Below are 25,539 nucleotides of genomic sequence, written 5' to 3' on the forward strand. Positions count from 1 at the left end.
CCAGACAGTGATCAACTTCCTCATCGTCACCCACGGCGAGTTCGGGGCCTACCTGGCCGAGGCCGCCGAGTCCATCGTGGGGCGCCAGGAGGAGGGGGTGAAGGTCCTCTCCATCTCCCCGCGGGTCTCGGTGGCAGAGCTGCGCGAGCGCATCCGCCGCGCCGTCGCGGAGCTCGGCGGCGCCGACGGCCTCATCCTGTTCACGGACATGCCCGGGGGCACCCCCAGCAACCTGGCCTTCCCCCTGGTGCGCAGCCTCCCGGGCGTGGAGATGGTCACCGGGGTCAACCTCTACATGCTGGTCTCGGCCTTCAGCCACCGGGCGGACACCGCCCTGCCGGCCCTGGTGGAGAAGGTCCTGTCCGACGGGCAGAAATCGGTCTGCGACGTGCGCCGGCGCTTCCTGGCGCGGGCGGGCTGACGCCATGGACATCGCGCTGCTGCGGATCGACGACCGGCTCGTCCACGGGCAGGTGGTCATCGGCTGGATCCCGCACCTCAAGGCGCAGGCCGTGGTGGTGGCCTGCGACGCGGCCGCCGCCGACGAGACCCAGACCATGCTCATGGAGATGGCCATGCCCGAAGGCGTCGCGCTGCTGGTCCTGCCCGTGGAGCGGGCCGCCCAACGGCTGCTCGACGCCGCCGACCCGCGCCGCGCCTTGGCCCTGGTGCCCGGGCCCCGCGAGGCCCTGCGCCTGCTGGAGCTGGGCGTGGCCTGCGCCGCGGTCAACGTGGGCGGGCTGCACTACACCGCGGGACGGGTGCAGCTGGGCAAGGCGATCTTCCTGGGAGACGAGGACCGCGCGGCCCTGGGCGCCATCTCGGGGCGCGGCGTGGCGCTGGAGGGGCGGGCCCTGCCCGGGGACCCGGCCCTGGACATCGCGGCGCTGCTGGGGGGGCGCGCATGAGCCCCTGGGCTGGGTGGCTGGCGCCCGTGGGCGGCGCGGCCCTCGTCGCTTTGGTGGAGCTCGACGTGGTCCAGGTCGGCCAGTTCATGCTCTCCCGCCCGCTGGTGCTCGGGCCCCTGCTGGGGCTGCTGCTGGGGGCGCCGCAGGCCGGCCTGGCCCTGGGCCTGTGCTGCGAGCTGCTGAGCCTCGACGACGTGCCCGTGGGCGACCGCCTGCCGCTGAGCGCCTCGGTGGCCGCGGCCGCCGCCGTGCTCATGGCCTGCGGCCCGCGCCCCCTGCCGGCCGCCGCGGCGTTGCCCGCGGGCCTGGCCGCGGGCTGGGCGCACCAGAAGATCGAGACGGGCCTGCGCTACCGCCGCGGGGCCCTCTGCGGGGCCGCGGAGAGGCTCCTGCGGGACGGCGGAACGCCGCCCTGGGGCGGCATGCTGGGGCGGGCCCTGGCCGAGCAGGCGGCCGCCACCTTCGCGGTCCTGCTCGTCTGCGTCTGCGTGGCCGGCCCGTCCCTGGGCGCCCTCTGGTTCCGCGCCCCGCGCGTCCTGCTCGCCGGCCTGGAGTCGGGCTGGAGGCTGGCCCCCTGGCTCGGCCTGGGCGTGGCGCTGTACGCCCTTAGGTTGAGAGCATGACCGGGATGAGCGCCGGCATGCAGGGCCGCCTGTTCGGACGCAGCCTGCTGATCCAGTGGGGCTGGAACTTCGAGCGCATGCAGAGCCTGGGCCTGGCCTTCTGCCTGGAGCCCTGGCTGGCGCGCTGCTGGGCCGGACAGGACGCGGCGGCCCGCGCGGCGCGCCTGCGGCACCACGAGTTCTTCAACACCCAGCCCTACATGGCCTCCTTGGTCGTGGGCATGGTCTGCGCCCTGGAGGAGGAAGCGGCCGCGGCGCCGGCCGGGGAGCGCCGCGATCTGCTGGTCCAGCGGCTGAAGACCCTGAAGACGGCGGCGGCCTCGGCCTTGGCCGGGGTGGGCGACGCCCTGTTCTGGGGGGCCCTGCGGCCGCTCTGCGCGGGCCTGGCCGCGGCGGTGGCGCTGGCGCTTTGGGACCGGCCCCCGTGGGCGGCCGCGTGGGCGGTGGTGGCCTACCTGCTCGTGCACAACGCTTTGGCCCTGACCATGCGCTGGGGCCTGCTGCGGCTCGGCTACGATTGGCGCGACCAGATCGCGGCGCGCCTGAAGGGCTGGCCCGTGCAGCGGGTGATCCGGATCCTGCGCGCGGCGGGCTTGGTCCTGGTCCTGGCCGCGGCGGCCCTGCTGCTGCGTGCCGCGCCGCCGCCGCAGCGGCTGGTGGGCGCCTGCGCGCTGGCGGCGGCCCTGCTGCTGCGCGCGGCCCGGGTCTCGCCTTACCGCCTCTACGCGGCGGCGGTCCTGGCCGGGGGCGCCGCATCCTGGGCGGGGTGGCTGTGATGGTCAAGAAGACCCTGACCGTGACGCCGAAGCTGGGGCTGCACGCGCGGCCGGCCGGCAAGATCGTGACCACGGCGTCGAAGTTCAAGAGCGAGATCATGGTCTGCAAGGACGGGACCGAGGTGAACGGCAAGAGCGTCATGCAGATGCTGCTGCTGGGGGCGGAGTGCGGCTCCCAGATCACCCTGCGCATCACCGGCCCGGACGAGAAGGAGGCCCTGGAGAGCATCGAGATGCTCTTCGCGGCGTATCGGGAGATCGAGGACGAACAGGCGGCCGAGAAAGTCTTCGAGGAGCGCATGCGCAGGAAGGCGGGCGGGCGATGATCATCATCAAGGGCATCGGAGCCAGCCCGGGCATCGCCATCGGCAAGGCCTACATCCTCGAAGACGAGGAGATCGTGGTCACGCGCACGGAGATCTCCCGCGACCGCCTGCGCTCGGAGGTGGCGCGCTTCAAGGCGGCCCAGAAGGCCACGCACCGGGACCTCGACGCGGCCGAGGCCAAGGTGCTCAAGCTCCTGGGCAAGAACCACGCCCGGCTCATCGACGCCCACCGCCTCATCCTGCGCGACACCCTGATCACCCACGACGTGCCCAAGCGCATCCTGGGCGAAGGCGTCAACGCGGAGTTCGCCCTCTCCGAGGCCTTGGAGGCCGTCAACCAGCAGTTCGAGAAGCTCGAGGACGAGTTCTTCCGGGAGCGGCGCCACGACCTCTTCGACGTGGGCAAGCGCCTGCTGGCGCATCTCATGAAGCGCGTCCGCCGCAGCCTGGGAGACATCGACCACCCGTGCGTCCTGATCGCGCGCAACCTGCTGCCCTCCGACACCATCAACCTCAAGGAGAGCCGCATCCTGGGCTTCGCCACGGACCTGGGCGGCAAGACCAGCCACACCGCCATCCTGGCCCAGAGCCTGGAGATCCCGGCGGTGGTGGGGCTCTCGGACGTGAGCCGCCGGATCAAGGCCGGCGACACGGTGATCCTCGACGGCGAGCAGGGGCTGGTGATCATCAGCCCCACCCCCGAGGCCGTGGCCAAGTACGAGAAGGCCAAGACGGCGGAGCACGAAGCGGAGCGGGCGCTGGAGGCCCTCAAGGGCCTGCCCGCGGTCACTTTGGACGACAAGCGCTTCCGGCTCGAGATCAACCTGGACAACCCGGAGGAGATGAAGAGCGTCCTGGCCCTGCAGGCCGACGGCATCGGCCTGTTCCGCACCGAGTACCTCTTCATGAACCGGCCCGCCGCGCCGCCGGAGGATGAGCAGGCCAAGGCCTACGCCGCGGTGGCCAAGGCCATGGCCCCGCATCCCGTGGTCATCCGCACCGCGGACATCGGCGGCGACCGCCTCACCCAGATGGGCCTCGAGGGGCCCCAGAACGAGACCAACCCGTTCATGGGGCTGCGCGGGGTGCGCCTGTTCCTGCGCCATCTCGACCTCTTCAAGACCCAGCTGCGCGCCATCCTGCGGGCCACGGCCAAGGGCAACGTCAAGATCCTGATCCCCATGGTCTCCGCGGTGTCCGAGGTCCAGGCCGTGCGCCGCCTGCTGGCGCAGGCGGTCGCGGAGCTCCAGGCCGAGGGGGTCGAGACGCCCAAGAGCGTGGAGCTGGGCATCATGGTGGAGATCCCCGCCGCGGCCGTGCTCCTCGACGCCTTCCTGCCGCACTGCGACTTCGTCTCCGTGGGCACCAACGACCTCATCCAGTACACCCTGGCCGTGGACCGCGTCAACGAGCACGTGACCCATCTCTACGACCCGTTCCACCCCGCGGTCCTGCGCCTCATCCAGAACGTGGTGACCGTGGCGCACCGGGCCGGCAAATGGGTCAGCGTCTGCGGGGAGATGACCTCGGACCCGCACGCGGTGCCGCTCCTGGTGGGCATGGGCTGCGACTGCCTCTCGATCTCGCCGCGGATGTACCTGCGCGTCAAGGAGACCGTGCGCGGCCTGCGCGCCGCGGCCATGGCCAAGCTTGTGGCCAAGGCGGTGACCTGCTCGGATTCCGAGGAGATCCGCCGCCTCATGCGCGAGCAAGGGCTCTGAGACAGATGACCGACCCCGCGCGCATCCGCAACTTCTCCATCATCGCCCACATCGACCACGGCAAGTCCACCCTGGCCGACCGGCTGCTGGAGGCCACGGGCACCATCTCCTCCCGGGACATGCAGGCCCAGGTCATGGACTCCATGGAGCTCGAGCGCGAGCGCGGCATCACCATCAAGGCCAAGGCCGTGCGCATGAACCACAAGGCGGCCGACGGGACCGAGTACGTGCTCAACCTCATCGACACCCCCGGCCACGTGGACTTCTCCTACGAGGTGTCCCGGGCCCTGGCGGCCTGCGAGGGCGCTTTGCTGGTGGTGGACGCCACCCAGGGCGTGGAGGCGCAGACCTTGGCCAACGCCACTTTGGCCCAGGCCCTGGACCTCAAGCTCATCCCCATCATCAACAAGGTGGACCTGCCCGCCGCGGACGTGGAGGGGGTCCACGCCCAGATCTGCGACACCCTCAAGATCGAGGACGACCCGATCGCCATATCCGCCAAGGTGGGCCTGGGCACCCAAGAGGTGCTCGACGCCATCGTGCGCGACATCCCGCCGCCGCAGGGCCGGATCGAAGCCCCCCTCTCCGCCCTGATCTTCGACTCTTCTTTCAGCGTGTACCGCGGGGTCATCCTGCTGGTGCGCGTGGTGGACGGGACCCTGAAGGCCGGCATGAAGATCAGCTTCTTCTCCACCAGCCACGAGGTGACCGTGGAGGAGGTGGGCTACCTGGTCCCCAAGATGGCCGTGGCCGCGCACCTTTCCGCGGGCGAGGTCGGCTACGTCATCTGCGGCATCCGGGACATCCATCAGGTGCGCGTCGGCGACACCCTGATGGAGGGCGCGCGGCCGCTGACCGCGCCCCTGCCCGGCTACAAGGAAGCCAAGCCGGTGGTCTTCGCGGGCATCTTCCCGGTCAATCCGGCCGACTACCAGGACCTGGCCGCGGCGCTCGAGAAACTCAACCTGGAGGACAGCTCCTTCAACTATTCGCCGGAGAGCTCCGAGGCCCTGGGCTTCGGCTTCCGCCTGGGCTTCTTGGGCCTGCTGCACATGGACATCGTCAAGGAGCGCCTGGAGCGGGAGTTCGACCTCAGCCTCATCGCCACCAGCCCCAACGTGGTCTACCGCGTGCAGAGCCGCAAGGGCGACTGGAGGGTCATCGACAACCCGGCCAAGTTCCCGGAGCACGGCGACATCCAGACCATCGAGGAGCCCTACGTCCTGGTCACGATCGTGCTTCCGGTGGAGTACCAGGAGGGGGTCCTCAACCTCCTCAAGGAGCGCCGCGGCGAGTACCTGGGCATCGAGTACATCGCGGCCAACCGGATGCTCATCCGCTACCATCTGCCGCTCTGCGAGATGGTGGTCAACTTCTACGACCGCCTCAAGTCCGTGTCCAAGGGCTACGCCTCGCTGGACTACTCCGAGGAGGGCTATCGGGCCTCGGACATGACGCGCCTGGAGATCCTCATCCACGGCGACCCGGTGGACGCCTTGAGCTCCATCGTGCACCAGGACAAGGCCTACCAGGTCGGCCGGCAGATGTGCGCCAAGCTCAAGGAGCTCATCCACCGCCAGAACTTCGAGGTGGCCATCCAGGCCCGCATCAACAACCACATCATCGCCCGCGAGACGTTGGGCGCCAAGCGCAAGGACGTCATCGCCAAGTGCTACGGCGGAGACATCACCCGCAAGCGCAAGCTGCTGTCCAAGCAGAAGGAAGGCAAGAAGCGCGCCAAGCAGTTCGGCGCGGTGGAGCTGCCGCAGGAGGCCTTCCTGGCCGTGCTGCGGCTCGACGAAGACAAGAAGTGAGAGGATGAGCTGAATGGAAGAACGACTCTTTTTCGTAGGCCTGGCCATGGGCGCCTTCGCGTGGCTGAGCAAGCGCTGGAGCGAGTCCCAATCCCTGGACACGGCCGTCAAGTCCGGCCTCTGGCACGGGGTCTTCTGCGGGCTCTCCGCCTTCTCCGCGGTCTGGGTCATCATGATGTCGCTCGACAGCCGGGCCAAGTTCATCTCCATAGCGGCCCAGGCGGTGTCCACCACCGAGCTCTACCCGAGCCTCGCGGCGGGCGCCATCGCCGCCGCCGTCGGCTTCTGGCGCGGGCTGGCCAAGGGCTCCGCGCCCGAGGGGCGGCGCTACTTCCTCGGCGAGGACCTGGAGTGGGCCGAGACCGTGTTCTCGGCCGTGCTGCTGGCCTCGGTGCTCATGTACTTCGTGGTTCAGGCCTTCAAGATCCCCTCGGGCTCCATGCGCAACACGCTGCTGGAGGGCGACCACCTCTTCGTCAACAAGTTCATCTACGGGATGCGCGTGCCCTTCACGGGCAAGCGCATCCTGGCCTTGCGGCAGGTGCAGCGGGGAGACGTGATCGTGTTCCGCTTCCCGGTGGACGACCCGCGGGAGCTGCACTGCGGCTCCATCCAGTACGGCAAGGACTTCATCAAGCGGGTCATCGGCGTGGCGGGCGACACCGTGCAGGTCAGCAACGGCCGGGTCATCGTCAACGGCCAGCCCTTGACCGACGAGCCCTACGCCCAGTACCTCGACGGGGCCTCGCGCGAGGCCGCGCCCATGAAGGCCAAGGACCTGGGCCCGGAGCAGTACCAGAAGCTCTGGGAGGCCCATGCCCTCGACCGGGCGCTGGAATTCTCGCCCCCCTACTCCGGGCCGCGGGACTTCTTCGGGCCGGTGCGGGTCCCGCCGCGCAGCTTTTTCGTGATGGGCGACAACCGCGACCGCTCCTGCGACGCGCGCTACTGGGGTCCGGTGGCGGAGAAGTACCTCAAGGGCCGCGCCTGGTTCCTGTATTGGCCGCCCTCGCGCATGAAGACGGTGCTGTGACGGAGTGAGCTTATGCTGAAGACCGCTGTCCTGGCCGTGCTGTCGGGCCTGGCCCTTGCCGCGCCGCCCCAATCCGTGTCGCCGTCCAAACCCGCGCCGCCGCCCGAGGTCCTGGTGGCCGCGTATTCCGGCGTGATCAACCCGTCGGCCGCCGAGTACCTGGCGGGGGCCGTGGCGGCCGCGGAGCGCCGGGGCTGCGGCGCGCTGGTCATCGAGCTCGACACGCCGGGCGGGCTGGACCTGTCCATGCGCGACATCGTCAAGGCGATCCTGGCCTCCGCGGTCCCGGTGATCGTCTACGTGGCTCCGGCCGGGGCCCGCGCGGCCTCGGCGGGGGTGTTCATCACCATGGCCGCGCACGTGGCCGCGATGGCCCCGGGCACCAACATCGGCGCGGCGCACCCGGTGCAGCTCGGGACCATGCCCGCGATGCCGGGCAAGGAGAAGGGCGCGCAGATGAAGGACGACGTGATGGAAGGCAAGATGGTCAACGACTCGGCCGCCTACCTGCAGGCCATCGCCGGGCGCCGGGGCCGCAACATCGAGTGGGCCTTTCAGGGCGTGACCAAGAGCACCTCCATCGTCTCCTCGGCGGCCGTGCGCGAGCGCGTTGTGGACCTGGAGGCCAAGAGCCTGGACGAGCTGCTCGCGGCCGTGGACGGCAAGGAGCTGGCCGATTTCAAGGGGCATCCCTTGCGCACCAAGGGCGCCAAGACCGTGCGTTTCGAGATGACGGGCCGGCAGAAGGTCCTGGCGGCCGTGGCGGATCCGAACATCGCGATGATCCTGATGACCCTGGGCGTCTCGGGCCTCTTGATCGAACTCTATAGCCCGGGCCTCATCCTGCCCGGCATCGTGGGGGTGGTCTCGCTCATCATGGCCTTCTACTCATTCCAGACCTTGTCCGCGAGCTTCGCCGGGGTCCTGCTCATCATGCTGGGCTTCTTGCTCTACGTGCTGGAGCTCAAGGTGCACAGCTACGGGCTCCTGGCCGTGACCGCGACCGCGTCCATCCTTTTCGGGACCTTGATGCTCTTCCGCAACAGCGGCGGTGGCGTCGCCGTCTCCATGAGCATCATCGTCAGCACGCTAGGCACGCTGGTGGCCTTGGTGGCCAGCTTGCTCTTCATCGCGACGCAGGCCTTCCGCAAGCGCTCCAAGAGCGGCGCGGAGGGAATGATCGGCCGGCTCGGAGTGGCGCAGACCGCGCTCGACCCGGCCGGCACGGTCGCGCTGGGCGGCGAGCTGTGGAAAGCGGAGAGCCTGGAGGGGAACATCCCGGCCGGGACCGCGGTGAAGGTCGAAGACGAGGAAGGGCTGACCCTCAGGGTCCGGCGCAAGGCCTAGCGCCGGCCGAGCCCTGCCCGGCCGGACACGCGCAAGACCTTCGTGATAGGCATCTCGATCATCGCGGGCTTGAGCCGGACACCATGCCCCCGCTCTCGGGCATCAAACAAGGTTTTCGGGGAGCCGCAGCGCGTTGGGGCCGCGTTTTTGACGGTTCCTTGCCTCCGGCAATTTGGCGACCACGCCCTCCGGCAGTTTGCCGAAGACGCGGACATCCATGTCCTTCCTCTGGAGCAAGGCGATCAGCGCGTCGCGGAAGATGTCCTCGAACCGCCCCGACGGATACTTGTGCCATAGGACCTCTTGAGCGCGGCGCAGCAGCAGGAGGAGTTCCTCGTCGGCCGTGAAGGCGAACTGGACGCGCTTGATGATTGCTGGTCCGCCTGGCGGCGGTTGAAGGGCTGGCGGCGCCACCGGCGGTGGGGGCACCGGAAGGGGTTCTCCGTCCGGCCGGGGCTGTGCCGGGGGCACCGGAAGGGGTTCTCCGTCCGGCCGGGGCTGTGCCGGGGGCACCGGAAGGGGTTCTCCGTCCGACCCAGACTGTCCCGGGGACTGAGAGGGTATTGTAGACTCCTGGGCGCAGGGCGCGAACAGGGACTCTTCATCCGTGTCGGGCCGAGCCTGGGGCCTTGGGCCGACCGAAATGACGCGGGCGAAGTCGGGCCTGTCTGGCAGGGGGGATAGACCAGCGACCAGGGTCTCGACATCCCGCTTGCTCTTGCCTCGGGCTGACGCAAGAAGCCGAGCGCCATCCGGCCCATCCAGATGGGGATGCAGGCGGAGGATGGTTTCCAGGGACAGCTCGCCGGCACGGAGCAGGTCGATCACTTGAGGGAAGAGCCGTGCCGCCCTGGCCGCGCGGATCCGCAGATAGGCGGCGGCGTCCGTGTAGCCGAGCTCCCTGACGCAGTAGGCGAACAGGGATGGGAAGGACCGTTCCAAGATTAATTCCCGGCTGTCGACTTCCGCGAGATGCGCGATGATCTGGGACACGTCTTCCTGCTCTCTGCGGACTAGCATCTTGAGTTGCGCCAAGAGCGCATCGTCGTCCAGCTGTTTGAGGTCCATGATCCCCCTGTCTCCCAATGGCCGCGTGCTGCCTATGCCCCCAGCCGCGGCTGTTGCCTATCGGCCCGGGCCATACTTCTTGCTGAACTGTGTCCGGACATAGTATCTATACGATTGAGCGGCAAAAAAGTTCCATTCCCCGGCAAGAGCGCGCGGCCGCTCCACCGCCATCGGACGAGGATCCAGCGCAGAACGCTGAAGCCCGCGCTGTCCGGAGGCCGGCGCCCGGGCGCGCCTTGTCGGCTTGCGTGCCATGACCCGCGGAAGGCTCGGTGGCAAGGCTTTGCCGGGTCTCCGGGCCTAGGCGGATTGGCCCCGCTCCCCAGGCCCTATTGCCCTGGAGCGAAAGCTCCCGCGCGCGCACAATATCATAGATGACATCTCGCGTGACTTATTCCTTGACATTTCTCTTGGCCTGCGGCCTGCTTCCCGCGGGCGCCTCTGCCGCGGCGGTCGAAGCCATAGTCCAGCGCGGTCTGCCCGTCAACGCGGCCCCGGCCGCTGCCGGCTCGGTGCTGGCCGCGCAGAACCAGGGCCAAGGACTTGTTTTGACCCCGCTCTCCGCGTCCGGCCTCGACGCTTCGGTCTCGGTCCATGCGGCGCCGAGCCCCGTGGTCCGGCAGAACGCCGCCGCGCCCCAGTTTCAGCCCGCGCCGTCCGCCATGGTCCGGGCTGCGCCCCAGTTCCAGCCCGCGCCAGCCGCCATCCCCCAGTCCGCACCCCTCATCGCTCCCGCGGCGCCGGCCGAGCCAGCGCCGGCCCCGCTCGCCGCAGCCCGGCAGGCGGCGGCGCCCCCGGGAGCCAACGGTGAGCGCGCCCCGCCCGCTGAAGAGAAGGCCGCGCAGCTCGGCGCCGCTTTCGACGGCGCGACCAAGGCCAGGCCCCTCTCCATCATCGTGGCCGGCGCCGAGGCCGTGCCCTTCGTCAAGACCGGCGGCCTGGCCGACGTGGTGGACGCCGTCTCGCGCGGGCTGGCGGCCCGCGGCCACGACGTGACCCTCATCCTCCCCGATTACCGCCAGCTGCGCCGCGACGGTCTGGACCTCAAGCCCGCGGGCGAGGTGTTCGTCCCCGTCAACGGCAGGATGGAGCGGGCCCTGCTCCTGCAGGGAGAGCGTGAAGGCGTGCGCGTGGTGCTCATCCACCACGCCGGCTACTACGACCGCGACGGCGGGCCCTATTCCGGCTACACGGCCGGCATGGCCGACTCCCCCAACGACGCCTACGACGCGAGCCGGGGCGCGGACGCAGACGAGCGCTTCGGCTTCTACTCCCGGGCCGTGCTCGAGGCGGCCAAGGCCCTGGGCATCAGGCCCGACGTGGTGCACGCGCACGATTGGCACGCGGCCCTCATCCCCGCGTTCCTGAAGCTGGTCTATCAGGCCGACCCCTTCTTCGCCGCCACCCGCACGGTGCTGACCATCCACAACATCGCCTACCAGGGCGTGTTCGGACGCGACGCCGCGCTCAAGCTCGGCTTCTCGGCCCAGGATGTGGACTCCGGGCCGGTAGGCAGGAACGGCGACACCAATTTCCTCCATGCCGGCGTGGCTTTGGCCGACGCGGTCACCACAGTCAGCCCCACCTACGCCAAGGAGATCCGGGGCACGGCCGAGTTCGGAATGGGTCTGGAGGGGGCGCTCAACGCCCGGCCCGACGGCGTCAGTGGCATCCTCAACGGCGTGGACCCCGCCTTGAACGACCCCCGCACGGACGAGCACATCGTGAGCCAGTACGGGACGGACGACGCGGCCGCGGGCAAGGCCGCCAACAAGGCCGAGCTCCAGCGCCGCCTGGGCCTCGACCGGAAGCCCGACGCGCCCCTCTTCGTGGTGGCCTCGCGCCTGGCCGAGCAGAAAGGCATAGACCTGGTCGTGGAAGCGGCCGAGGCGGTGCTGCGCCTAGGCGGGCAGCTCGCCATCACTGGCTCGGGCGACAAGGAGCTCGAAGCCAAGGCCGCGGAACTCGCGCGCGCTCACCCGGGGCAGGTGGCCGTGCACCCCTTCGACGAGATCATGGTGCACCTGGTCTACGCGGCCGGGGATTTCCTGCTCATGCCCTCCCGGTTCGAGCCCTGCGGGCTGTCCCAGCTCATCGCCCAGCGCTTCGGGACCCTGCCCTTGGTGACCCGCACCGGCGGCCTGGCCGACACGGTCACGGACCTGCGCGCGAACGCGGAGCGCGGAGACGGGTTCTTCATCCAGGCGCCCACGGCCGCCGCCCTGGCCGAGACCATCGCGGCCGCGGTCAAGGCCTATCGCGACCCGGCGCTCCTGGCCCGGGCGCGCCGCACGGCCATGGAGAAGGACTCCTCCTGGGGCCCGGCCCTGGACGCATACGAGGCCCTGCTGCGCCGCCTCGTCCCGCGCTGAGTCAACCCTTCCGGACCGCCAGCTCCCGGTCGAGCCGCGCCCCCAGGAGCACCATGAGCGCCATCAGGTAGAGCCAGCTCATCAGGGCCAGGAGGGTGGCCATGCTCCCGTAGAAGGCGTTGAGCCGGACCGAGTAGGCCATGTAGAGGGCGAAGGCCTTGGAGGCCAGGACCCAGCCCGCCACGGCGCAGAGCGCGCCGGGCGTGATCCGGTGCCGCCGCGCGCCCGGGGAGAAGCGATAGACCGCGCTCACGGTCAGCAGCATCAAAGACAGCACCATGGCCCACCGGGCCGCGACCAGCGCCGTGCGCCAGAACGCGGCGAAGCCCAGGTGCGCGGTCAGCGTCGCGTGGAGCCACGGCCCGAGGAACAAGAGGAAGAGGGCGACGGCCAGGAGCGCGCCGAAGACCACCGTGAAGAGCAAGGACAGGAGCTTCGACTTCCAATAACTGCTCACGGTGGGCCGCAGGCCGTTGATGCGGCTGATCGCGGCCAGGAGGCTCGAGACCGCCGCGGAAGCGGTCCAGAGGCAGGCCAAGAGCGCGGGCAGGGCCAGACGGCCCTTGGTCGAGACCAAAGTCTTGACCGCGGGAGGTATGATGAGACTATAGATGGAATCCGGCAGGAAGTCCCGGCTTACGGCCATCAGGCTGGCCGCGTCCACCTGGAAGTGCAGGTGCCGGATCATGGTCATCAAGAAGAGGATGAAGGGGAACAGAGAGAAGAGGAAGTAGAAGCCCACCTCCGCGGCCAGGTCGAAGGAGCGCGCGAAAGAGCTCGCCTCCGGCTCGGGCCGCTCGTCCATGCTCACAGCGCGGGCCGGGCGCGGAAGGAGGCGCCCAGCGAAGCGGCCAGGCGGCGCACCGCGGGCATGTCCACCCCCGGCAGGCGCACCGCGGTCACCGTGGTCTGCAGGCCCGCGGCCGCGCAGCCGCGCACGAACTCCTGCGCGGCCGCATAGCCCTTCTCCCGGAAAGGCGCCAGCGGCGCCATCAGGCCGAGCCACTGCTCGGGGTCCGCGGTGTTGAGGCTCACGGCCGCCGCGTCGATGAGGCGGGCCAGCTCCGGGGCGATGTCCCGGCCCCAGATGAGGCTGCCCAGGCCCACGGTGTTGAGCCGCAGGCGGGCGCCCGGGTGCTGGCGGCGCAGGCCCGCGCAGAGCTCGGGCAGGTCGGGCAGGCGGTAGGTGCTCTCCCCGTAGCCGCAGAACACGATCTCGGAGAACGAGCGGCGGCCGGCGGCCTGCGCGCAGGCTTCCAGGATGCGGGCCACGCTCGGCTCGCCGCCGGAGAGGCGGAAGTTCCAGCGCTCGAAACGCCACTTGAGCAGGCGCTTGATGCAGAAGCGGCAGGCCGTGGGGCAGCGGTTGGTGATGTTGAGATAGATCCCGGTCTTGAAGGGGTAGGCCACCGTGGGCGCGGCCGGTTTTTTCATGGGGACTTCTCGAAGCGCACGGGCCGGTCGGTGCGCTCTATGGCGCGCAGGGCGTAGGGCGCGGTCGCGCCTTCGGGCGGCGTGCGGTCGGCGGCGGGGGAGAGCGCCCGGTAGCTCACCACCACGGCCGTGGGCGAAGCGGTCACCGCGGAGGAGATCTCCACGCGGAAGCCGCCGGTGGGCTGGGGCCCCAGGAACACGCCCACGACCTGCTGGCGGGAGAAGTCGAGGCGGGGGGCGGGCTTGCGGGACAGGCGGCCCCAGAGGTCCGCCCAGGACTTGGCGTCGGAGATGGTGAGCGTGCCTTCTTCGACTCCGCCGTAGAGCCCGGACCAGGCTCCCGGCCCTATGGCCTGGGGCTGGGGCGCGGGCTCCGCCGCCTTGGGCTTGCGGGGGGCTTTGGGCGCCCGGGGCTCAGGCTCGACGGCGGCGCCGCCCGATTCGGGCGCCGCCAGCACCGGCACGACCCGGCCCGCGAGGGGCACGGGCTTCTTCTTGCCGGCGTCCACGGTGCGGCGCAGGCGCGCGAGCTCGCGGATGGCGGACTCGGCCTGGGCGCGGGAGCCGGGGCCGCCCAAGCGGGGCCCCAGGAAGCCCTGGGTGGGCTCCTCTTCGGTCTCGCCGCGCGGCACGAAGCGCTGGATGCCCAGCTGGGAGGTCTCCTGCTGGAGCATGGCGTGCATCTGCTCGTTGGTGTAGCGCTGGGACTGCTCGTCCGGGAGGGCCGAAGCGGTGGGCGGCGGGGGCGGCAGGCCCGGCCGGCCGCCCTCGCCCAGGCGGATGGTGATGCCCTTGCGGTAGGCGTTGAGGAACACCAGGCCCAGGCCGGCGCACAGGGCCAAAGCCAGGACGGCGACGGCGGTCGTGACCGGTCTTCTTATCATCCGTGGGACACCGCGGCAGGCGGCGGCGGCCCCCCCTACTTCCTGCCCTTGCCCTTGACCGCGAACCTGCGGCGCAGCATGCGCGCCACCGCGGGCGGGACGAAGGCGTCGGCGGAGGCGCCGCGCGCGCACACCTCCTTGACTATGGAGGAGGACAGGTAGGTGTACTGCTCGTCCGGCATCAGGAAGACGGTCTCCACCTCGCGGTAGAGGCGGCGGTTCATGTCCGCCAGCTGGAACTCGTACTCCATGTCCGAGACCGCGCGCAGGCCGCGGATGAGCAGGCGCGACTTCTTGACCTTGAGGTAGTCGACCAGCAGGCCCGCGAAGGTGTCCACGTCCGCGTTGGGCAGGTCCCGGATTGCGGACTCCACCATCTGTATGCGCTCGGCCACGCTGAAGGTGGCCTTCTTGACGGGGTTGTTGGACACCGCCACGATGACGTGTTCGAAGAGGCGGCAGGCGCGCTGGATTATGTCGAGATGCCCCTTGGTGAGGGGGTCGAAACTGCCCGGGTAGACCGCGATCTGGCTCATGCGGCCATTCTAGCAATTCTGCGCAAGGGCGCTAGAGATTGCTAGACTCAGGTCGTGGAACCCATCATCCGGGCCCGCGGCCTGGTCAAACGCTACGGCGACCTCACCGCCGTGGGGGGCATCGATTTCGAGGTGGCCCCGGGGGAGTGCTTCGGGCTTCTGGGCCCCAACGGCGCGGGCAAGACCAGCACGGTGCACATGCTCTGCTGCGTCCTGCCCATCACCCAGGGCGACCTCACGGTGGCCGGCCTGAGCGCCCGGGAGCACCCCCGCCGCATCAAGGCCATGCTGGGGGTCTGCCCCCAGGAGGCGAACCTGGACACGGACTTCTCGGTGCTCTATAACCTGGCGGCGCATGCGCGCTGCTTCGACATCCCCAAGGAAGAGGCGCTGCGCCGGGCCGAGGCCTTGGTGGACCGCTTCCATCTGCGCGACAAGGCCAAAGTCTGCGTGGACGACCTCTCCGGCGGCCTCAAGAAGCGGCTCTTGGTCGCGCGCAGCCTGGTCAACGAGCCGGCCATCGTGCTTTTGGACGAGCCGACCACGGGCCTGGACCCGCAGTCCAAGCACCAGATCTGGGATGAGGTGCGGGCCATGAAGGCCGCGGGCACGACCGTGATCCTGACCACGCACTACATGGAGGAGGCGGAGCTGCTCTGCGACCGCCTGCTCATCGTGGACCAGGGGACGATCATCGAGAGCGGCGCGCCGCGGGCGCTCATCGACAAGCATCTGGGCGGCCAGGGCACGCTGGAGGGCGTATTCCTCAAGCTCACCGGCCGGGAGCTGCGCGAATGAGCCTCCTGGGCAACATCAGCTATCGGGTCCGCTACGTCTGGCGGCGCAACCTGGACGTGAGCCTCTTCTCCTGGAAGACGCTGATCCTGCCGCCGCTCTTGGAGCCCTTGCTCTACCTGTTCGCCTTCGGCGTGGGCCTGGGCGCCTATGTGGAAAAGGTGCGGTTCCACGGCCGGCTGACGGACTATCTGTCCTTCATGGCGCCGGGCATGGTCGCAGTCGGGGTGCTCTTCCATGCCATCTTCGAGTGCATGTACGGCTCCTTCATCCGCATGCGCTATCAGAAGACCTTCGACGCGATGCTGACCACGCCGCTGCTGATGGAGGACATACTGGCCGGGGAGATCCTGTGGGGCGCGACCAAGGGGTTCTTCGCCGGGCTGGCCGTGCTGGCGGTGATCTCGGTCTGGGGTCTGGCCGCGTACCCGGCGAGCCTGGTGGTCGTCCCGGCCGCGGCTTTGGCGGGGCTGCTCTTCGCGGGCTTCGGCCTGCTCTTCGCCGCGGTCTCGCCCTACATAGACAACCTGAACCTGCCCACCTTCCTGTTCATCAATCCGATGTTCCTTTTCAGCGGCACCTTTTTCCCGTTGGACGGCCTGCCGCGCGGGCTCAAGGCGGCGGCGTGGTGCCTGCCGCTGACGCATACGGTGGAGATCATGCGCGCCGCGACCTTCGGGTCGCTGCCGGCGCGGCTGTGGGGCAGCGTCGCCTATCTCGTGGTCCTGACGCCGGCGGTCTGCTACGCGGCCATCTTCCTAATGAAGAGGAGGCTCATCAAGTGATCCGCTACGAATGGGTTTGGCGGCCGAGCGCGAAAGCGCTCAAGGAGATCGCGGGGCTCTACAAGGCCGCGGGCTGGTGGGAGCCGACCGATACGCCTCAGCGCATCTGCGGCATGGTGATGGGCAGCCACTGCTTCCTGGCGGCGCGTTCGGGGGGGCGGCTGGTCGGCATGGGCCGGGCCATCAGCGACCGGACCAACGACGGCTACATCCAGGACGTCTTCGTCAGGCCCGGCCTGCGGGGCCGGGGCGTGGGGGCGCAGCTCGTGCGGCGCCTGGCCCTGCGCCTGCGCGTCGACGGCCTGGGCTGGGTCGGGCTGATCGCCGCGGACGGTGCCTGGCCCTTCTACGCGAAGCTGGGCTTTAGGAAGATGAAGCGGCACGACTCGATGCGGTTCGGCTCGAATTAGAGCCGGCTCCGGCGCGAACCGTCAGGATGGACCAGGGACCCTATTGGGCCATGCTGTGTCCGGACACAGTTGCGGAGCGGAGGCTGTCCCATATGGACATACAGTGTATAACGATGTAGACTGGGGTAGCCACGGCACAACCAGAAACATGAACAGAGCCAAGAAGAAGGCGGATTTTAAGGACCAGGCGTTGAGACGATACTACGACCAGGATTCGATGCTCCAGGCCGGCGGGCCGATCCGGCCCGTGGCCAGCTCCTTCCCCAAGCCCAGGCGGTTGGTCGCCTTGCGGCTCGAAGAAGACACGGTCAGCGCCATCAAGCACATCGCCGCTCAGAAAGGGCTGAACTATTCGACCTTGATGCGCATGTGGCTCACCGAACGGCTCGTGCGCGAAAGGCGCTAGCCATGGATTTCGACCTCCTCAAGCCCGAGCACTACGCCAGGCTCAAGCCCTTCTTCGCGGCGCAGAGCCAGCCCCTCTCCGCCTATTCGCTGGCCTCCCTGGTCTCCTGGAGCCAGTGCATCTTCGACACCATCTTCATCCAGATCGAGGACGCCGTCCTGTTCGGCGAGCGCCGCATGGACGACCCCGACCGTAAGCACCTGCTCCTGCCGGCCTGCCCCAACGGCCCCAAGCCCCCGGCCTGGCTCAAGGACCGGGCCGCGGAGCACGGCTTCCGGGAGTACCACCTCGTGCCCCAGACCTACCTCGACGGCTTCGGCCGCGCCGAGGTGGAGAAGCTCTTCACCGTGACCGAGGAGACGGACTACGAGGACTACGTCTACCGCGCCGCGCACCTGGCCGAGCTCCCCGGCCGAGACTACGCCAAGAAGCGCAACCTGGTCCGCCAATTCGAGCGGGAGTGTGTGGAGCCCGGCCGGGCCAAGGTGGACGCCATCTCCCCGGCCAACGCTGGAGCCTGCCTGGACTGTCTGGAGGTCTGGCGCAGCGAACGCGGGGACAAGGATTGGAGCGGGCTGCTGGAATGCGAGCGGCAGGCCATCACCAAGGCATTGCAGAATTTCGCCGAACTCGAATTCCAGGGAGTCATGATCGCCATCGACGGCAAGGTCCGGGGCTTCGGCATCGGCTCGCGGCTGCGCGACGACACCTGGGTCCTTCATTTCGAGAAGGCCTCGGACCAGGTCAAGGGCCTCTACCAGTATCTCGACCGGGAATGCGCCAAGCGGCTCTTCGCCGGCGTGACCTTCCTCAACAAGGAGAGCGACATGGGCGACCCCGGCCTGGCCCAGGCCAAGCTCTCCTACCGCCCCGCCTTCCGGGTCAAATCCTACCGACTCGAACTGCGCTGAAGGGCCTGCCGGGCCTCTTTGACCAAGGCCGGCTTGCGCAACAGCTCCAGCCCCGAAAGGGCCAAAGCCTGGACCGCCTTCAGAAGTCCCTGGTGCGCCTGGTCGGTGACGGCCTGCCGGGCGAACTCCCTGGTGTGCAGGTCCATGCCCGGGGGAGCGACCGGGCAGTAGAAGTATATGGTAGGAATGCGGTGGCTCACATTGCCGATGTCGGCCGAGCCGGGCACCGAGTCCTCGGTCGCGATATCCTTGATGCCGAGCCCGCGCAACTGGCGCTCCACCACGGCGGCCAGCACCGGGTTGTTGACCATGTCGTCCAGGGGCGGTTCGGAGTCGACGATCTTGACCCGGCAGCCCGCGGCCAGGGCCGCGGCGCGGGCGCAGTCCTTGACCCGGGCCGTGACCTCGTCGAGGTCCCGGCGCCGCAGAGCCCGGACATAGAATTCGGCCGCGGTGTGGTCCGGGATGACGTTGGGCGCGTCTCCGCCCTTGGTGATGATGCCGTGCACGCGCACGTCGGGCTTGAGCTGCTGGCGCAAAGCCGAGATGCCGTTGAAAAGGCCGATGACCGCGTCCAGGGCGTTGCGGCCCTCCCAGGGCGTGGCCGCGGCGTGGGAAGTGCGTCCCCGGAACTCGAACTTGAGCGCGTCCAGCGCCAGGCAGGCGGTGTTGACCAGCCAGAAGGTCTCCGGATGGGCCATCAGCACCGCTTGCGCGGGGGCGAAGACGCGGGCCTTGAGCATCGGGACCTTGCCGCTGCCGTACTCCTCGGCCGGCGTGCCGAAGACCCAGACCGAGCCGCCGGTCTCGTCGACGAGGGAGCCCAGGGCCGCCGCGGCCCCGAAGGCCGAGGCCGCGATGAGGTTGTGTCCGCAGCCGTGGCCGATGCCGGGCAAGGAGTCGTACTCCGCGATGAAGCCGATCGCGGGGCCGGGACGCCGGCCGCGCCGGGAGGCGCGGAAAGCCGTGGGCAGGCGCGGCAGGGGCTTCTCGATGCGGAAGCCCTGGTTGGCCAGCGCGGCGCACAAGAACTCCGAGCACTCGCGCTCGTGGAAGCCCTCCTCGGGGTGGGAGTGGACGAAGCGGCTGACGGCCACGATGTCGTGGGCCAGGGCCGCGACTTTCCGGAGCAGTCTTGGTCTCGTGTTCATCGGGTATATCCTAGCTTAAGCGGTATCGCGCGCGCAGCGGAAGCCGAGATTGAGGCCCGAGAGCCGCGGGAGCAGGCGGTTGCGCGCGGCGCAGCGGCAGAGCACGTCGAAAAGGCTCCAGGACCCGCCGCGCAGGACGCGGTAGACGCCGGCCTCCGGCCCGCGCGGCCCGGAGGCCGGGCTTCTGGCGTAGTAGCCCGGGTCGTACCAGTCCGCGACCCATTCCCAGACGTTGCCGTGCATGTCGTAGAGGCCGAACGCGTTGGGGGCCTTGCCGGCCACGGGGTGGGTCTGGCCGCCGGAATTGCCCCGGAACCAGGCGTATTCTCCCAGCCCGCCCTCGTCGTCCCCGAAATAGTAGCGCGTCTGCGTCCCGCCCCGCGCGGCGCGCTCCCACTCGGCCTCGGTGGGCAGGCGCTTGCCGGCCCAGGCGCAGTAGTCCCGCGCGTCCTCCCAGGAGACATTGACCACCGGGTGGTCGTCCGCGCTCCACGGCGGCTGCTGCGGCGCGGGCCGGCCCATCCGGCGGCAGAAATCGGCGAATTGGGCCGCGGTGACCGGGTGCCTGTCGATGAGGAACTCCGGCAGGAGCACGAGGTGGCGGGGCCGCTCGTCATCGTCGCCCTCGCCTTCGGGCGAGCCCATCCAGAACTTCCCGGCCGGGACGCGGACCAGGGGCGGGCCCCCCTCCGCGGTCATGGCGCCGGCGATGCCGCGCAGCGGAACCCGCGGTTCTCCGCCCCGTATTTCGGGTCGAACTTCTCCCGGTAGGTGGCGGACAAAAACTCGAACGGGCTGTCGAAAGCGCCGCCGCGCAGGACCCGCTCGTCTCCGGAGCGCGGCCCGCGCGGGTCCTGCTTGGGACTGCTGTCGTAGTAGCGCTCGAAGTACCAGTCCGAGACCCATTCCCAGACGTTGCCGTAAGCGTCGTAGAGCCGGCAGCCGCCGGGGGCCTTGAGCCCGACCGGGTGGGCGTGGTCTTCGGAGTCGAGCGCGAACCAGGCGAAGGCTTCCGCGAACTCCGGCATGGAACCGGCGGGCCAGCGCCCCCGGGCGTCGCAGCGCGCGGCCCGTTCCCATTCCGCCTCGGTCGGCAGGCGCCGGCCCAGGTGGCGGCAGTAGGCCCGCGCGTCGTGCCAGGTCACCGACACCACGGGATGCTGGGGCGTGCTCCAAGAGGGCTGGCGCGGGAATCCGCGCTTCGTCTGCGCGCAGAAATCCCGGTACTGCTCGACCGTGACCTCGCGGGCCTCGATCGAGTACGAGGAGAGGAATACCTCGTGGGCCGGGTATTCGTCCTCGCTGCCGCCGGGCTGGTCGGCGCCCATGGTGAAGTGCCCGGCCGGCATGAAGACCATGTCGGCGGGCTCCGGGGGCGCCTGCGGGGGCGCCCGCGGCGCCTGAGGCGCCGCCAACGTCGGCTGCTCCCGCATGAGCTGCGCGCGCAGCGCCTCCAGCCGGGCGCGGGCCTCGGGCCGGTCCGGCCGCCGGGACAGGGCTTGCATGAGGACGGCCACCGCCTGCCGGTAATCACCCCGAGCCGCCTCGCCTTCGGCCTGCGTCAGCAAAGATGTGTAAGTGGGGTCCTGGTCGGCGGGAGCCGCGGGCGGGGCGGCGTCCGCGGCCGCCGCCTGCTCCTGGGCGGCGGCCCGGCGCATGGCGGCGCGCATCCAGATCGCCCCCGCGGCCAGCAGGCCCAGGACGAGGCCGACGATCAGTCCCGTCAGCACGGGCCGCAGGACCCAGGTGTGGCCGACGGGCTTCTGGCAGAACCCGCAGACGGTGGCCGCCGGGCTGATCTCGGCGCCGCAGTGAGCGCAGCGGCCGGAGGCGGGCAGACGGTCGGTCATGCCGCGACGGCCGCGGAGAAGACGCGGGCCTCGGGGTGGTGGAAGACCAACGCCGAGACGCTCGCCTCCGGGTCCATCATGAAGCCCTCGGTCAGGGCCACGCCCGCGGTGCGCCGGCTCTCCAGGAGCTCCAGGAGCCGGGCCTGGGGCTCCAGGGCCGGGCAGGCCGGATAGCCGAAGCTGAAGCGCTCCCCGCGCGGGCCGATGCCCCACAGGGCGCGCAAGCGCTGGTGCAGGACCTCGGCCGCCGCCTCGGAGCCGTTGAGGGCCAGGGCGCCCAAGGCGTGCGACTTGAAATAGTCGCCGGCGTCGCGCAGCCGCGCCGCCTCCTCCCGCACGCCCGTGCCGGCCGTGACCACGAACAGGGCCACGGTGTCCATCCGGCCGGAAGACGCGGGCGCGGCGAAGTCGGCCAGGCAGAGGCGCTCCCCCGAGACCTGGCGGGGGAAGTCGAAGCGGGCCAGGACCTCCTTGCCGTCGGGAGCGGAGTAGAGCACCAGCGAGTCCCCCTCGGCCTGGCAGGGGCAGAAACGGTAGGCGGCCCGGGGCCGCAGCAGCCCGCGGGAGCGGGATTCGGCCCAGAGCTCCTCCATGCGGCGGCGCAGCTCCAGGGCTTTGGGGTCCTTGGCCGCGAAGAGCTTCTTGACCGCGCCCTTGAGTCCGAGGTGCTTGCCGTAGAGCATCTGCGGGTCGAGGTTGCGGAACACCTCGTCCGAGTCGAAGTCTTCCACCACATGCAGAGCCAGGTCCGGGGGTGTCGGGATGGGCCCGTCATGTGAAATCCGCTCCGGGACCTTGGACGGCGGGACCGCGGCAGGAGCAGTCCCCGCGGCCGCGCGCAGCTTCTCCTGCTCCTCCCGGTTGCGCTGTTCGCAGGCAACGCGTTTGGATGGATCGAAAAGCTCGTTGAAGATGGCCAGGCCGACCATGGCGTCCTTGGCGTAGAAGACCGGGTTCGGGTAGGCGGGGGCGACCTTGGCGGCCACGAAGCGCTGCGAAAGGGCCGCGCCGCCGGCCACGATGGGGATGTCCACACCGGCGGCGGCCAAGTCCGCGGCGGCGATGGCCATCTCCTGGCAGGAGCGCACCAGCAGGCCCGAGAGGCCCAGGGCCTGGGCGCGGCTTCGGCGCAGGCCCTCCAGGATGGCCTCGGAAGAGGCCTTGATCCCGATGTCCACCACCTCGTAGCCGTTGTTCTTGAGGATGATGTGGACCAGGTTCTTGCCGATGTCGTGCACGTCGCCTTTGACCGTGGCCAAAGCGATGGTGCCGCGCGAGGCGGCGCGGCTGCCCGCCAGGCGCGGCTCCAGGAGGCTCACCGCGGCCTTCATGACCTCGGCGCACTGCAGGACCTCGGCCACGATGAGGTCGTTGGCCGCGAAGAGCCGGCCCACCTCGGCCATGCCCGCCATGAGCGGGCCGTTGATGATGGCCAGCGGCGCCGTGTCCTGGAGGAGCTCCGTCAGCGCCGCCTCCAGCCCTTCGCGGCTCGCGGTCACCACCGCCAAGCGCACCCGGTCCGCGGCGGGCAGCAGCGGTCCGGCGGCCGGGGCCTTGGGCTTGGCCTGCCGGAAATGCGCGACGAACTCGGCGACCGCGTCGAAGCCGGCGGGGAAAGCGGGGTCCCCGGGACCCTTCCAGTCCAGGAGGGCCTCCGAGAGGCGCCGCTCCTCGGCCGGGAGCTGGGCGTAGCGGGAGAGCTTCTCGGTGTTGACGATGGCCAGATCCAGGCCCGCCTGCACGCAGCGGTGCAGGAACACGGCGTTGAGGGCCTCGCGGCCCGCGGGCGGCAGGCCGAAGGAGACGTTGGAGACGCCCAGCGCGGTCTTGCTGCCGGGCAGGGCTTCTTTGATGAGGCGCAGGGCCGCCACCGTCTCGGCCGCGCTGCCGTAGTACTTGCCGTCGCCCGTGGCCACGGGGAAGACCAGGCAGTCGAAGTAGAGGTCTTCCTCGGGGACGCCGAATTTGCGGGTCAGCAGCTCGTGGCTGCGCCGCGCGATGGCCAGCTTGCGCTGCCGGGTCAGCGCCATGCCATGGGCCTTGTCCTCGTCGATGGTTCCCACCACGAGCGCCGCGCCGTAGCGGTGGACCAAAGGCGCGGCCGCGGCGAAGCGCGTCTCGCCCGCCTCCAGGTTGACCGAGTTGATGATGCACTTCCCGGGGCAGCGCTGCAGGGCCGCCTCCATGACCGCGGGGTCGGTGGAGTCGATCATGATGGGAACCCGCACGGCCGAGGCCAGGCGCTCCAGCAGGCGCGCCATGTCCTTGCCCTCGTCGCGGTCCGGGTTGGCCAGGCAGACGTCGAGGACCTGCGCCCCGCCGCGCACCTGCCGCCGCCCGACGTCGGCGGCAGCGACGAAGTCCTCCTTGACTATCATGTCTTTGAAGAGCCGGGAGCCGACCACGTTGGCGCGCTCTCCCACGAGCACCGGGCGCTTGTCCTCGTCCACGGTCAGCGACTCCAGGCCGGAGACGGCCCAGCGCCGGGCCGGCGCGGCCCGGCGCGGCTGGTGCCTGGCGGCCGTGAGCGCCACGGCGCGGATGTGCGCCGGCGTGGTGCCGCAGCAGCCGCCCACGATGTTGACCCAGCCCTCGGCGCAGAAGCGCTCCATCTTGGCCGCGAAGGACTCCGGCGTCTCGCTGTAGCGGCCTTCCTCGTCGGGCAGGCCGGCGTTGGGGTAGCAGGCGGTGAAGCCCGGGGTCAGCGCAGAGAGCGTGCGCACGTGGTCGGTCATGCGGTCCGGGCCCAAGGCGCAATTGAGCCCCAGGCCGAAGAGCCCCCAGTGCGCTACGGAGTCCGCCAGGGCCTCGGCGGTCTGGCCGCCGAGCATGGTGCCGGAGGCCTCGATGGAGGCCGAGAGGATGACCGGGACGCGCCGGCCCAGGCGTTGGAAGCAGTCCGCGATGCCGCACAGCGAGGCCTTGATGTTCACGGTGTCCTGCTGGGTCTCGAGCAGCAGCAGGTCCACGCCGCCTTCGATCAGGCCCTGGGCCTGCTCGCCGTGGGCCGCGGCCACCGCGGCGAAGCTGATGCCCCCGGTCAAAGTGATGGTCTTGGTGCCGGGGCCCATGGAGCCGGCCACGAAGCGCGGCTTGTCCGGCGTGGCGTGGCCGCGGGCGGATCTCGCCGCGAGCGCGGCCGCGGCGCGGTTGAGCTCGAGGGTGCGGTCCGCGATCCCGTACTCGGCCAGGACGTGGCGCAGCGCGCCGAAGGAGCAGGTCTCGATGATGTCCGCCCCGGCCTCCAGGTAGCACTCGTGGACCGCCGCCACCACGGCGGGCTTGGTGACGGGCAGGATGTCGAAGCATCCTTCCTGTCCCGCTCCGCCGAAGTCCTGAGCCTTGAGGCCCTGGGTCGCGAGCTGGCTGCCCATGGAGCCGTCCAGGACGAGGATGCGCCGGCCCAGGGCCGCGCGCAGCGCGCCGGCGCGGGCGTCTTCGGGCAGGGCGAGGGTGTCGAGAAAGGTCATGGCCGGCGGCTCCTGGTCCTGGGGTCCGCGGGGACGTAGTCCTGCGCGTCGCCCACGAGGTCGCGGAAGCGGGGGAACTCGTAGACCTCGCTGAAGTCCGGGTCCGACCGCGCCCGGGCCGCCAGCTTGGGATCGCGGCGGACCGCCGCGTCGAGCTCGGCCACGGACTCGTTGAGTTGTCCCGAGAGGCAGAGCAAAGCGGCGTGGCGATAGCGGTTGGCGGCCAGGTCCGGCTGCAGGTGCGCCGCGGTCGCCGTCTCGGCCAAAGCGCCTTCCAGGTCGCTGGCCTCGAAGAGCAGGCGCGAATTGGTCATATGCGCCTGGGCGCGCTGGATGCGCGCGGAGGGGTTGTAGAAGCGCAGCAGGGAGTAGCGATAGAAGGGGCGGCCGGCCGGGCGCCGGGTGAAGATGAAGAGCCCGCAATCGCCCAGCGCCGAGTAGCGGACCTGCTCCCAGCGCCAATCGCCGCCGGGCCGCTTGAGCTGGGCGCGCAGGCCGAAGGCGGCGGTGGAGAGGATGACCTCCTCGAAGGGATGCGGCGGACCCTCGAGGGGGATGCGGATATCCTCCTGGAAGCCGGGGCGCTTGTAGCCGGCGTCTGTGAGCTCCTGCAGGGCCTTCTTGGCCGCGACCTTGTTCCAGGTGTGGGAGCCCGTCCAGTCCGCGGCCCAGGCGCCATGGGAGGCGTCTTCGCCGGGCGGGATGGTGAGGGTGCCGATGCGGGTGCGCAGGGGCTCCTCCAAGAGGTCGGCGCCGGTGGTGCCGTAGCCGATATGCCGGATGGCCACGGAGCAGGCGTTGTTCCAGCCGAGCACGGCGAGATCCTCCCCCAGGGCCTTCGGCCCGGAGGCGGAGCCCGCGGCGGAACCCGCGGCGAGAAGCCAGGCGGCGGCGAGCAACGCGCGCATGCGAATATAAT

General features: G+C 70.2%; 25 protein-coding genes. 15 read left to right on the forward strand and 10 right to left on the reverse strand.

What is annotated here, in order from left to right; all coding sequences use genetic code 11:
* Positions 1-7: 7 nt before the first annotated feature.
* Genes NTY77_15410 through NTY77_15450 form a run of 9 tightly spaced genes read left to right on the forward strand, consistent with a single transcriptional unit; the run spans position 8 to position 8,548 of the window.
* Positions 8-421 carry a PTS sugar transporter subunit IIA gene (locus tag NTY77_15410; protein ID MCX5796882.1) on the forward strand — a complete coding sequence of 138 codons (414 nt, stop codon included), beginning with the start codon at positions 8-10 and terminating at the stop codon, positions 419-421.
* A 4-nt stretch (positions 422-425) separates the two neighbouring features.
* Positions 426-908 (forward strand): PTS sugar transporter subunit IIB, encoded by a 483-nt coding sequence (locus NTY77_15415; GenBank protein MCX5796883.1) that lies wholly within the window; start codon positions 426-428, stop codon positions 906-908.
* The gene (locus NTY77_15420; protein MCX5796884.1) at positions 905-1,531 is read left to right on the forward strand and encodes a PTS sugar transporter subunit IIC; all 627 of its coding nucleotides are present in this window, start codon (positions 905-907) and stop codon (positions 1,529-1,531) included. Before NTY77_15415 ends, NTY77_15420 begins: the two co-directional genes overlap by 4 nt.
* Entirely contained in the window at positions 1,528-2,307 is a 780-nt protein-coding gene (locus NTY77_15425; protein MCX5796885.1) for a PTS system mannose/fructose/sorbose family transporter subunit IID, read from the forward strand. Before NTY77_15420 ends, NTY77_15425 begins: the two co-directional genes overlap by 4 nt.
* Positions 2,307-2,633, forward strand: coding sequence for an HPr family phosphocarrier protein (locus NTY77_15430; GenBank protein ID MCX5796886.1), 327 nt, complete (start codon positions 2,307-2,309; stop codon positions 2,631-2,633). Before NTY77_15425 ends, NTY77_15430 begins: the two co-directional genes overlap by 1 nt.
* The gene (gene ptsP, locus NTY77_15435) at positions 2,630-4,354 is read left to right on the forward strand and encodes a phosphoenolpyruvate--protein phosphotransferase (protein ID MCX5796887.1); all 1,725 of its coding nucleotides are present in this window, start codon (positions 2,630-2,632) and stop codon (positions 4,352-4,354) included. The genes NTY77_15430 and ptsP overlap by 4 nt, the downstream gene beginning before the upstream one ends.
* Before the next feature lie 5 nt (positions 4,355-4,359).
* The gene (gene lepA / locus NTY77_15440; GenBank protein ID MCX5796888.1) at positions 4,360-6,168 is read left to right on the forward strand and encodes a translation elongation factor 4; all 1,809 of its coding nucleotides are present in this window, start codon (positions 4,360-4,362) and stop codon (positions 6,166-6,168) included.
* A 13-nt stretch (positions 6,169-6,181) separates the two neighbouring features.
* Entirely contained in the window at positions 6,182-7,201 is a 1,020-nt protein-coding gene (gene lepB, locus NTY77_15445) for a signal peptidase I (GenBank protein ID MCX5796889.1), read from the forward strand.
* Between the two features lie 12 nt (positions 7,202-7,213).
* Positions 7,214-8,548 carry a nodulation protein NfeD gene (locus tag NTY77_15450; protein ID MCX5796890.1) on the forward strand — a complete coding sequence of 445 codons (1,335 nt, stop codon included), beginning with the start codon at positions 7,214-7,216 and terminating at the stop codon, positions 8,546-8,548.
* Between the two features lie 102 nt (positions 8,549-8,650).
* On the opposite strand, the gene NTY77_15455 is transcribed toward NTY77_15450, so the two are convergent.
* Positions 8,651-9,616, reverse strand: a complete 966-nt coding sequence (locus NTY77_15455) for a hypothetical protein (protein MCX5796891.1) — start codon at positions 9,614-9,616, stop codon at positions 8,651-8,653.
* Positions 9,617-9,990: 374 nt separating this feature from the next.
* On the opposite strand from NTY77_15455, the gene NTY77_15460 reads away from it, so the two are divergent.
* Positions 9,991-11,988 carry a glycogen/starch synthase gene (locus NTY77_15460; GenBank protein MCX5796892.1) on the forward strand — a complete coding sequence of 666 codons (1,998 nt, stop codon included), beginning with the start codon at positions 9,991-9,993 and terminating at the stop codon, positions 11,986-11,988.
* Position 11,989: 1 nt separating this feature from the next.
* On the opposite strand, the gene NTY77_15465 is transcribed toward NTY77_15460, so the two are convergent.
* Genes NTY77_15465 through coaD form a run of 4 tightly spaced genes read right to left on the reverse strand, consistent with a single transcriptional unit; the run spans position 11,990 to position 14,842 of the window.
* Positions 11,990-12,793 (reverse strand): YihY/virulence factor BrkB family protein, encoded by an 804-nt coding sequence (locus NTY77_15465; protein ID MCX5796893.1) that lies wholly within the window; start codon positions 12,791-12,793, stop codon positions 11,990-11,992.
* Positions 12,794-12,795: 2 nt separating this feature from the next.
* Complete coding sequence (locus NTY77_15470) at positions 12,796-13,422, reverse strand: TatD family nuclease-associated radical SAM protein (GenBank protein ID MCX5796894.1); 627 nt, start codon at positions 13,420-13,422, stop codon at positions 12,796-12,798.
* Positions 13,419-14,306 (reverse strand): protease complex subunit PrcB family protein, encoded by an 888-nt coding sequence (locus tag NTY77_15475; protein MCX5796895.1) that lies wholly within the window; start codon positions 14,304-14,306, stop codon positions 13,419-13,421. Before NTY77_15475 ends, NTY77_15470 begins: the two co-directional genes overlap by 4 nt.
* Before the next feature lie 35 nt (positions 14,307-14,341).
* Complete coding sequence (coaD, locus tag NTY77_15480) at positions 14,342-14,842, reverse strand: pantetheine-phosphate adenylyltransferase (protein ID MCX5796896.1); 501 nt, start codon at positions 14,840-14,842, stop codon at positions 14,342-14,344.
* A gap of 54 nt (positions 14,843-14,896) precedes the next feature.
* On the opposite strand from coaD, the gene NTY77_15485 reads away from it, so the two are divergent.
* The 5 genes from NTY77_15485 to NTY77_15505 all read left to right on the forward strand — a co-directional run bounded on the left by NTY77_15485 (position 14,897) and on the right by NTY77_15505 (position 18,149).
* Positions 14,897-15,640 carry an ATP-binding cassette domain-containing protein gene (locus NTY77_15485; GenBank protein MCX5796897.1) on the forward strand — a complete coding sequence of 248 codons (744 nt, stop codon included), beginning with the start codon at positions 14,897-14,899 and terminating at the stop codon, positions 15,638-15,640.
* On the forward strand, positions 15,637-16,422 hold the full coding sequence (locus NTY77_15490; protein ID MCX5796898.1) for an ABC transporter permease: 786 nt from the start codon (positions 15,637-15,639) through the stop codon (positions 16,420-16,422). Before NTY77_15485 ends, NTY77_15490 begins: the two co-directional genes overlap by 4 nt.
* Positions 16,419-16,832: a GNAT family N-acetyltransferase gene (locus NTY77_15495; protein ID MCX5796899.1), complete on the forward strand. Its 414-nt coding sequence runs from the start codon at positions 16,419-16,421 to the stop codon at positions 16,830-16,832. Before NTY77_15490 ends, NTY77_15495 begins: the two co-directional genes overlap by 4 nt.
* Before the next feature lie 148 nt (positions 16,833-16,980).
* Positions 16,981-17,238, forward strand: coding sequence for a CopG family antitoxin (locus NTY77_15500; GenBank protein ID MCX5796900.1), 258 nt, complete (start codon positions 16,981-16,983; stop codon positions 17,236-17,238).
* A gap of 2 nt (positions 17,239-17,240) precedes the next feature.
* Complete coding sequence (locus NTY77_15505) at positions 17,241-18,149, forward strand: phosphatidylglycerol lysyltransferase domain-containing protein (protein MCX5796901.1); 909 nt, start codon at positions 17,241-17,243, stop codon at positions 18,147-18,149.
* Here NTY77_15505 and NTY77_15510 read toward each other — a convergent pair.
* Genes NTY77_15510 through NTY77_15530 form a run of 5 tightly spaced genes read right to left on the reverse strand, consistent with a single transcriptional unit; the run spans position 18,128 to position 25,528 of the window.
* On the reverse strand, positions 18,128-19,300 hold the full coding sequence (locus NTY77_15510; GenBank protein MCX5796902.1) for a M20 family metallopeptidase: 1,173 nt from the start codon (positions 19,298-19,300) through the stop codon (positions 18,128-18,130). The two genes, NTY77_15505 and NTY77_15510, sit on opposite strands and share 22 nt — an antisense overlap.
* A gap of 15 nt (positions 19,301-19,315) precedes the next feature.
* Positions 19,316-19,999: a formylglycine-generating enzyme family protein gene (locus tag NTY77_15515; GenBank protein MCX5796903.1), complete on the reverse strand. Its 684-nt coding sequence runs from the start codon at positions 19,997-19,999 to the stop codon at positions 19,316-19,318.
* The gene (locus tag NTY77_15520) at positions 19,996-21,150 is read right to left on the reverse strand and encodes an SUMF1/EgtB/PvdO family nonheme iron enzyme (GenBank protein ID MCX5796904.1); all 1,155 of its coding nucleotides are present in this window, start codon (positions 21,148-21,150) and stop codon (positions 19,996-19,998) included. The genes NTY77_15515 and NTY77_15520 overlap by 4 nt, the downstream gene beginning before the upstream one ends.
* Positions 21,147-24,620, reverse strand: a complete 3,474-nt coding sequence (gene metH, locus NTY77_15525) for a methionine synthase (GenBank protein ID MCX5796905.1) — start codon at positions 24,618-24,620, stop codon at positions 21,147-21,149. Before metH ends, NTY77_15520 begins: the two co-directional genes overlap by 4 nt.
* Complete coding sequence (locus tag NTY77_15530; GenBank protein MCX5796906.1) at positions 24,617-25,528, reverse strand: hypothetical protein; 912 nt, start codon at positions 25,526-25,528, stop codon at positions 24,617-24,619. The genes metH and NTY77_15530 overlap by 4 nt, the downstream gene beginning before the upstream one ends.
* Positions 25,529-25,539 lie beyond the last annotated feature (11 nt).

Source organism: Elusimicrobiota bacterium, assembly GCA_026388095.1.
In the GTDB taxonomy this organism is placed as follows: Bacteria; Elusimicrobiota; Elusimicrobia; order UBA1565; family UBA9628; genus UBA9628.

Coding starts and splice junctions, on each gene's coding strand:
- NTY77_15415 (MCX5796883.1), top strand. CDS start 426: ATGGACATCGCGCTGCTGCGGATCGACGACCGGCTCGTCCACGGGCAG.
- NTY77_15420 (MCX5796884.1), top strand. CDS start 905: ATGAGCCCCTGGGCTGGGTGGCTGGCGCCCGTGGGCGGCGCGGCCCTC.
- NTY77_15425 (MCX5796885.1), top strand. CDS start 1,528: ATGACCGGGATGAGCGCCGGCATGCAGGGCCGCCTGTTCGGACGCAGC.
- NTY77_15430 (MCX5796886.1), top strand. CDS start 2,307: ATGGTCAAGAAGACCCTGACCGTGACGCCGAAGCTGGGGCTGCACGCG.
- ptsP (MCX5796887.1), top strand. CDS start 2,630: ATGATCATCATCAAGGGCATCGGAGCCAGCCCGGGCATCGCCATCGGC.
- lepA (MCX5796888.1), top strand. CDS start 4,360: ATGACCGACCCCGCGCGCATCCGCAACTTCTCCATCATCGCCCACATC.
- lepB (MCX5796889.1), top strand. CDS start 6,182: ATGGAAGAACGACTCTTTTTCGTAGGCCTGGCCATGGGCGCCTTCGCG.
- NTY77_15450 (MCX5796890.1), top strand. CDS start 7,214: ATGCTGAAGACCGCTGTCCTGGCCGTGCTGTCGGGCCTGGCCCTTGCC.
- NTY77_15455 (MCX5796891.1), bottom strand. CDS start 9,616: ATGGACCTCAAACAGCTGGACGACGATGCGCTCTTGGCGCAACTCAAG.
- NTY77_15460 (MCX5796892.1), top strand. CDS start 9,991: ATGACATCTCGCGTGACTTATTCCTTGACATTTCTCTTGGCCTGCGGC.
- NTY77_15465 (MCX5796893.1), bottom strand. CDS start 12,793: ATGGACGAGCGGCCCGAGCCGGAGGCGAGCTCTTTCGCGCGCTCCTTC.
- NTY77_15470 (MCX5796894.1), bottom strand. CDS start 13,422: ATGAAAAAACCGGCCGCGCCCACGGTGGCCTACCCCTTCAAGACCGGG.
- NTY77_15475 (MCX5796895.1), bottom strand. CDS start 14,306: ATGATAAGAAGACCGGTCACGACCGCCGTCGCCGTCCTGGCTTTGGCC.
- coaD (MCX5796896.1), bottom strand. CDS start 14,842: ATGAGCCAGATCGCGGTCTACCCGGGCAGTTTCGACCCCCTCACCAAG.
- NTY77_15490 (MCX5796898.1), top strand. CDS start 15,637: ATGAGCCTCCTGGGCAACATCAGCTATCGGGTCCGCTACGTCTGGCGG.
- NTY77_15500 (MCX5796900.1), top strand. CDS start 16,981: ATGAACAGAGCCAAGAAGAAGGCGGATTTTAAGGACCAGGCGTTGAGA.
- NTY77_15505 (MCX5796901.1), top strand. CDS start 17,241: ATGGATTTCGACCTCCTCAAGCCCGAGCACTACGCCAGGCTCAAGCCC.
- NTY77_15510 (MCX5796902.1), bottom strand. CDS start 19,300: ATGAACACGAGACCAAGACTGCTCCGGAAAGTCGCGGCCCTGGCCCAC.
- NTY77_15515 (MCX5796903.1), bottom strand. CDS start 19,999: ATGACCGCGGAGGGGGGCCCGCCCCTGGTCCGCGTCCCGGCCGGGAAG.
- NTY77_15520 (MCX5796904.1), bottom strand. CDS start 21,150: ATGACCGACCGTCTGCCCGCCTCCGGCCGCTGCGCTCACTGCGGCGCC.
- metH (MCX5796905.1), bottom strand. CDS start 24,620: ATGACCTTTCTCGACACCCTCGCCCTGCCCGAAGACGCCCGCGCCGGC.
- NTY77_15530 (MCX5796906.1), bottom strand. CDS start 25,528: ATGCGCGCGTTGCTCGCCGCCGCCTGGCTTCTCGCCGCGGGTTCCGCC.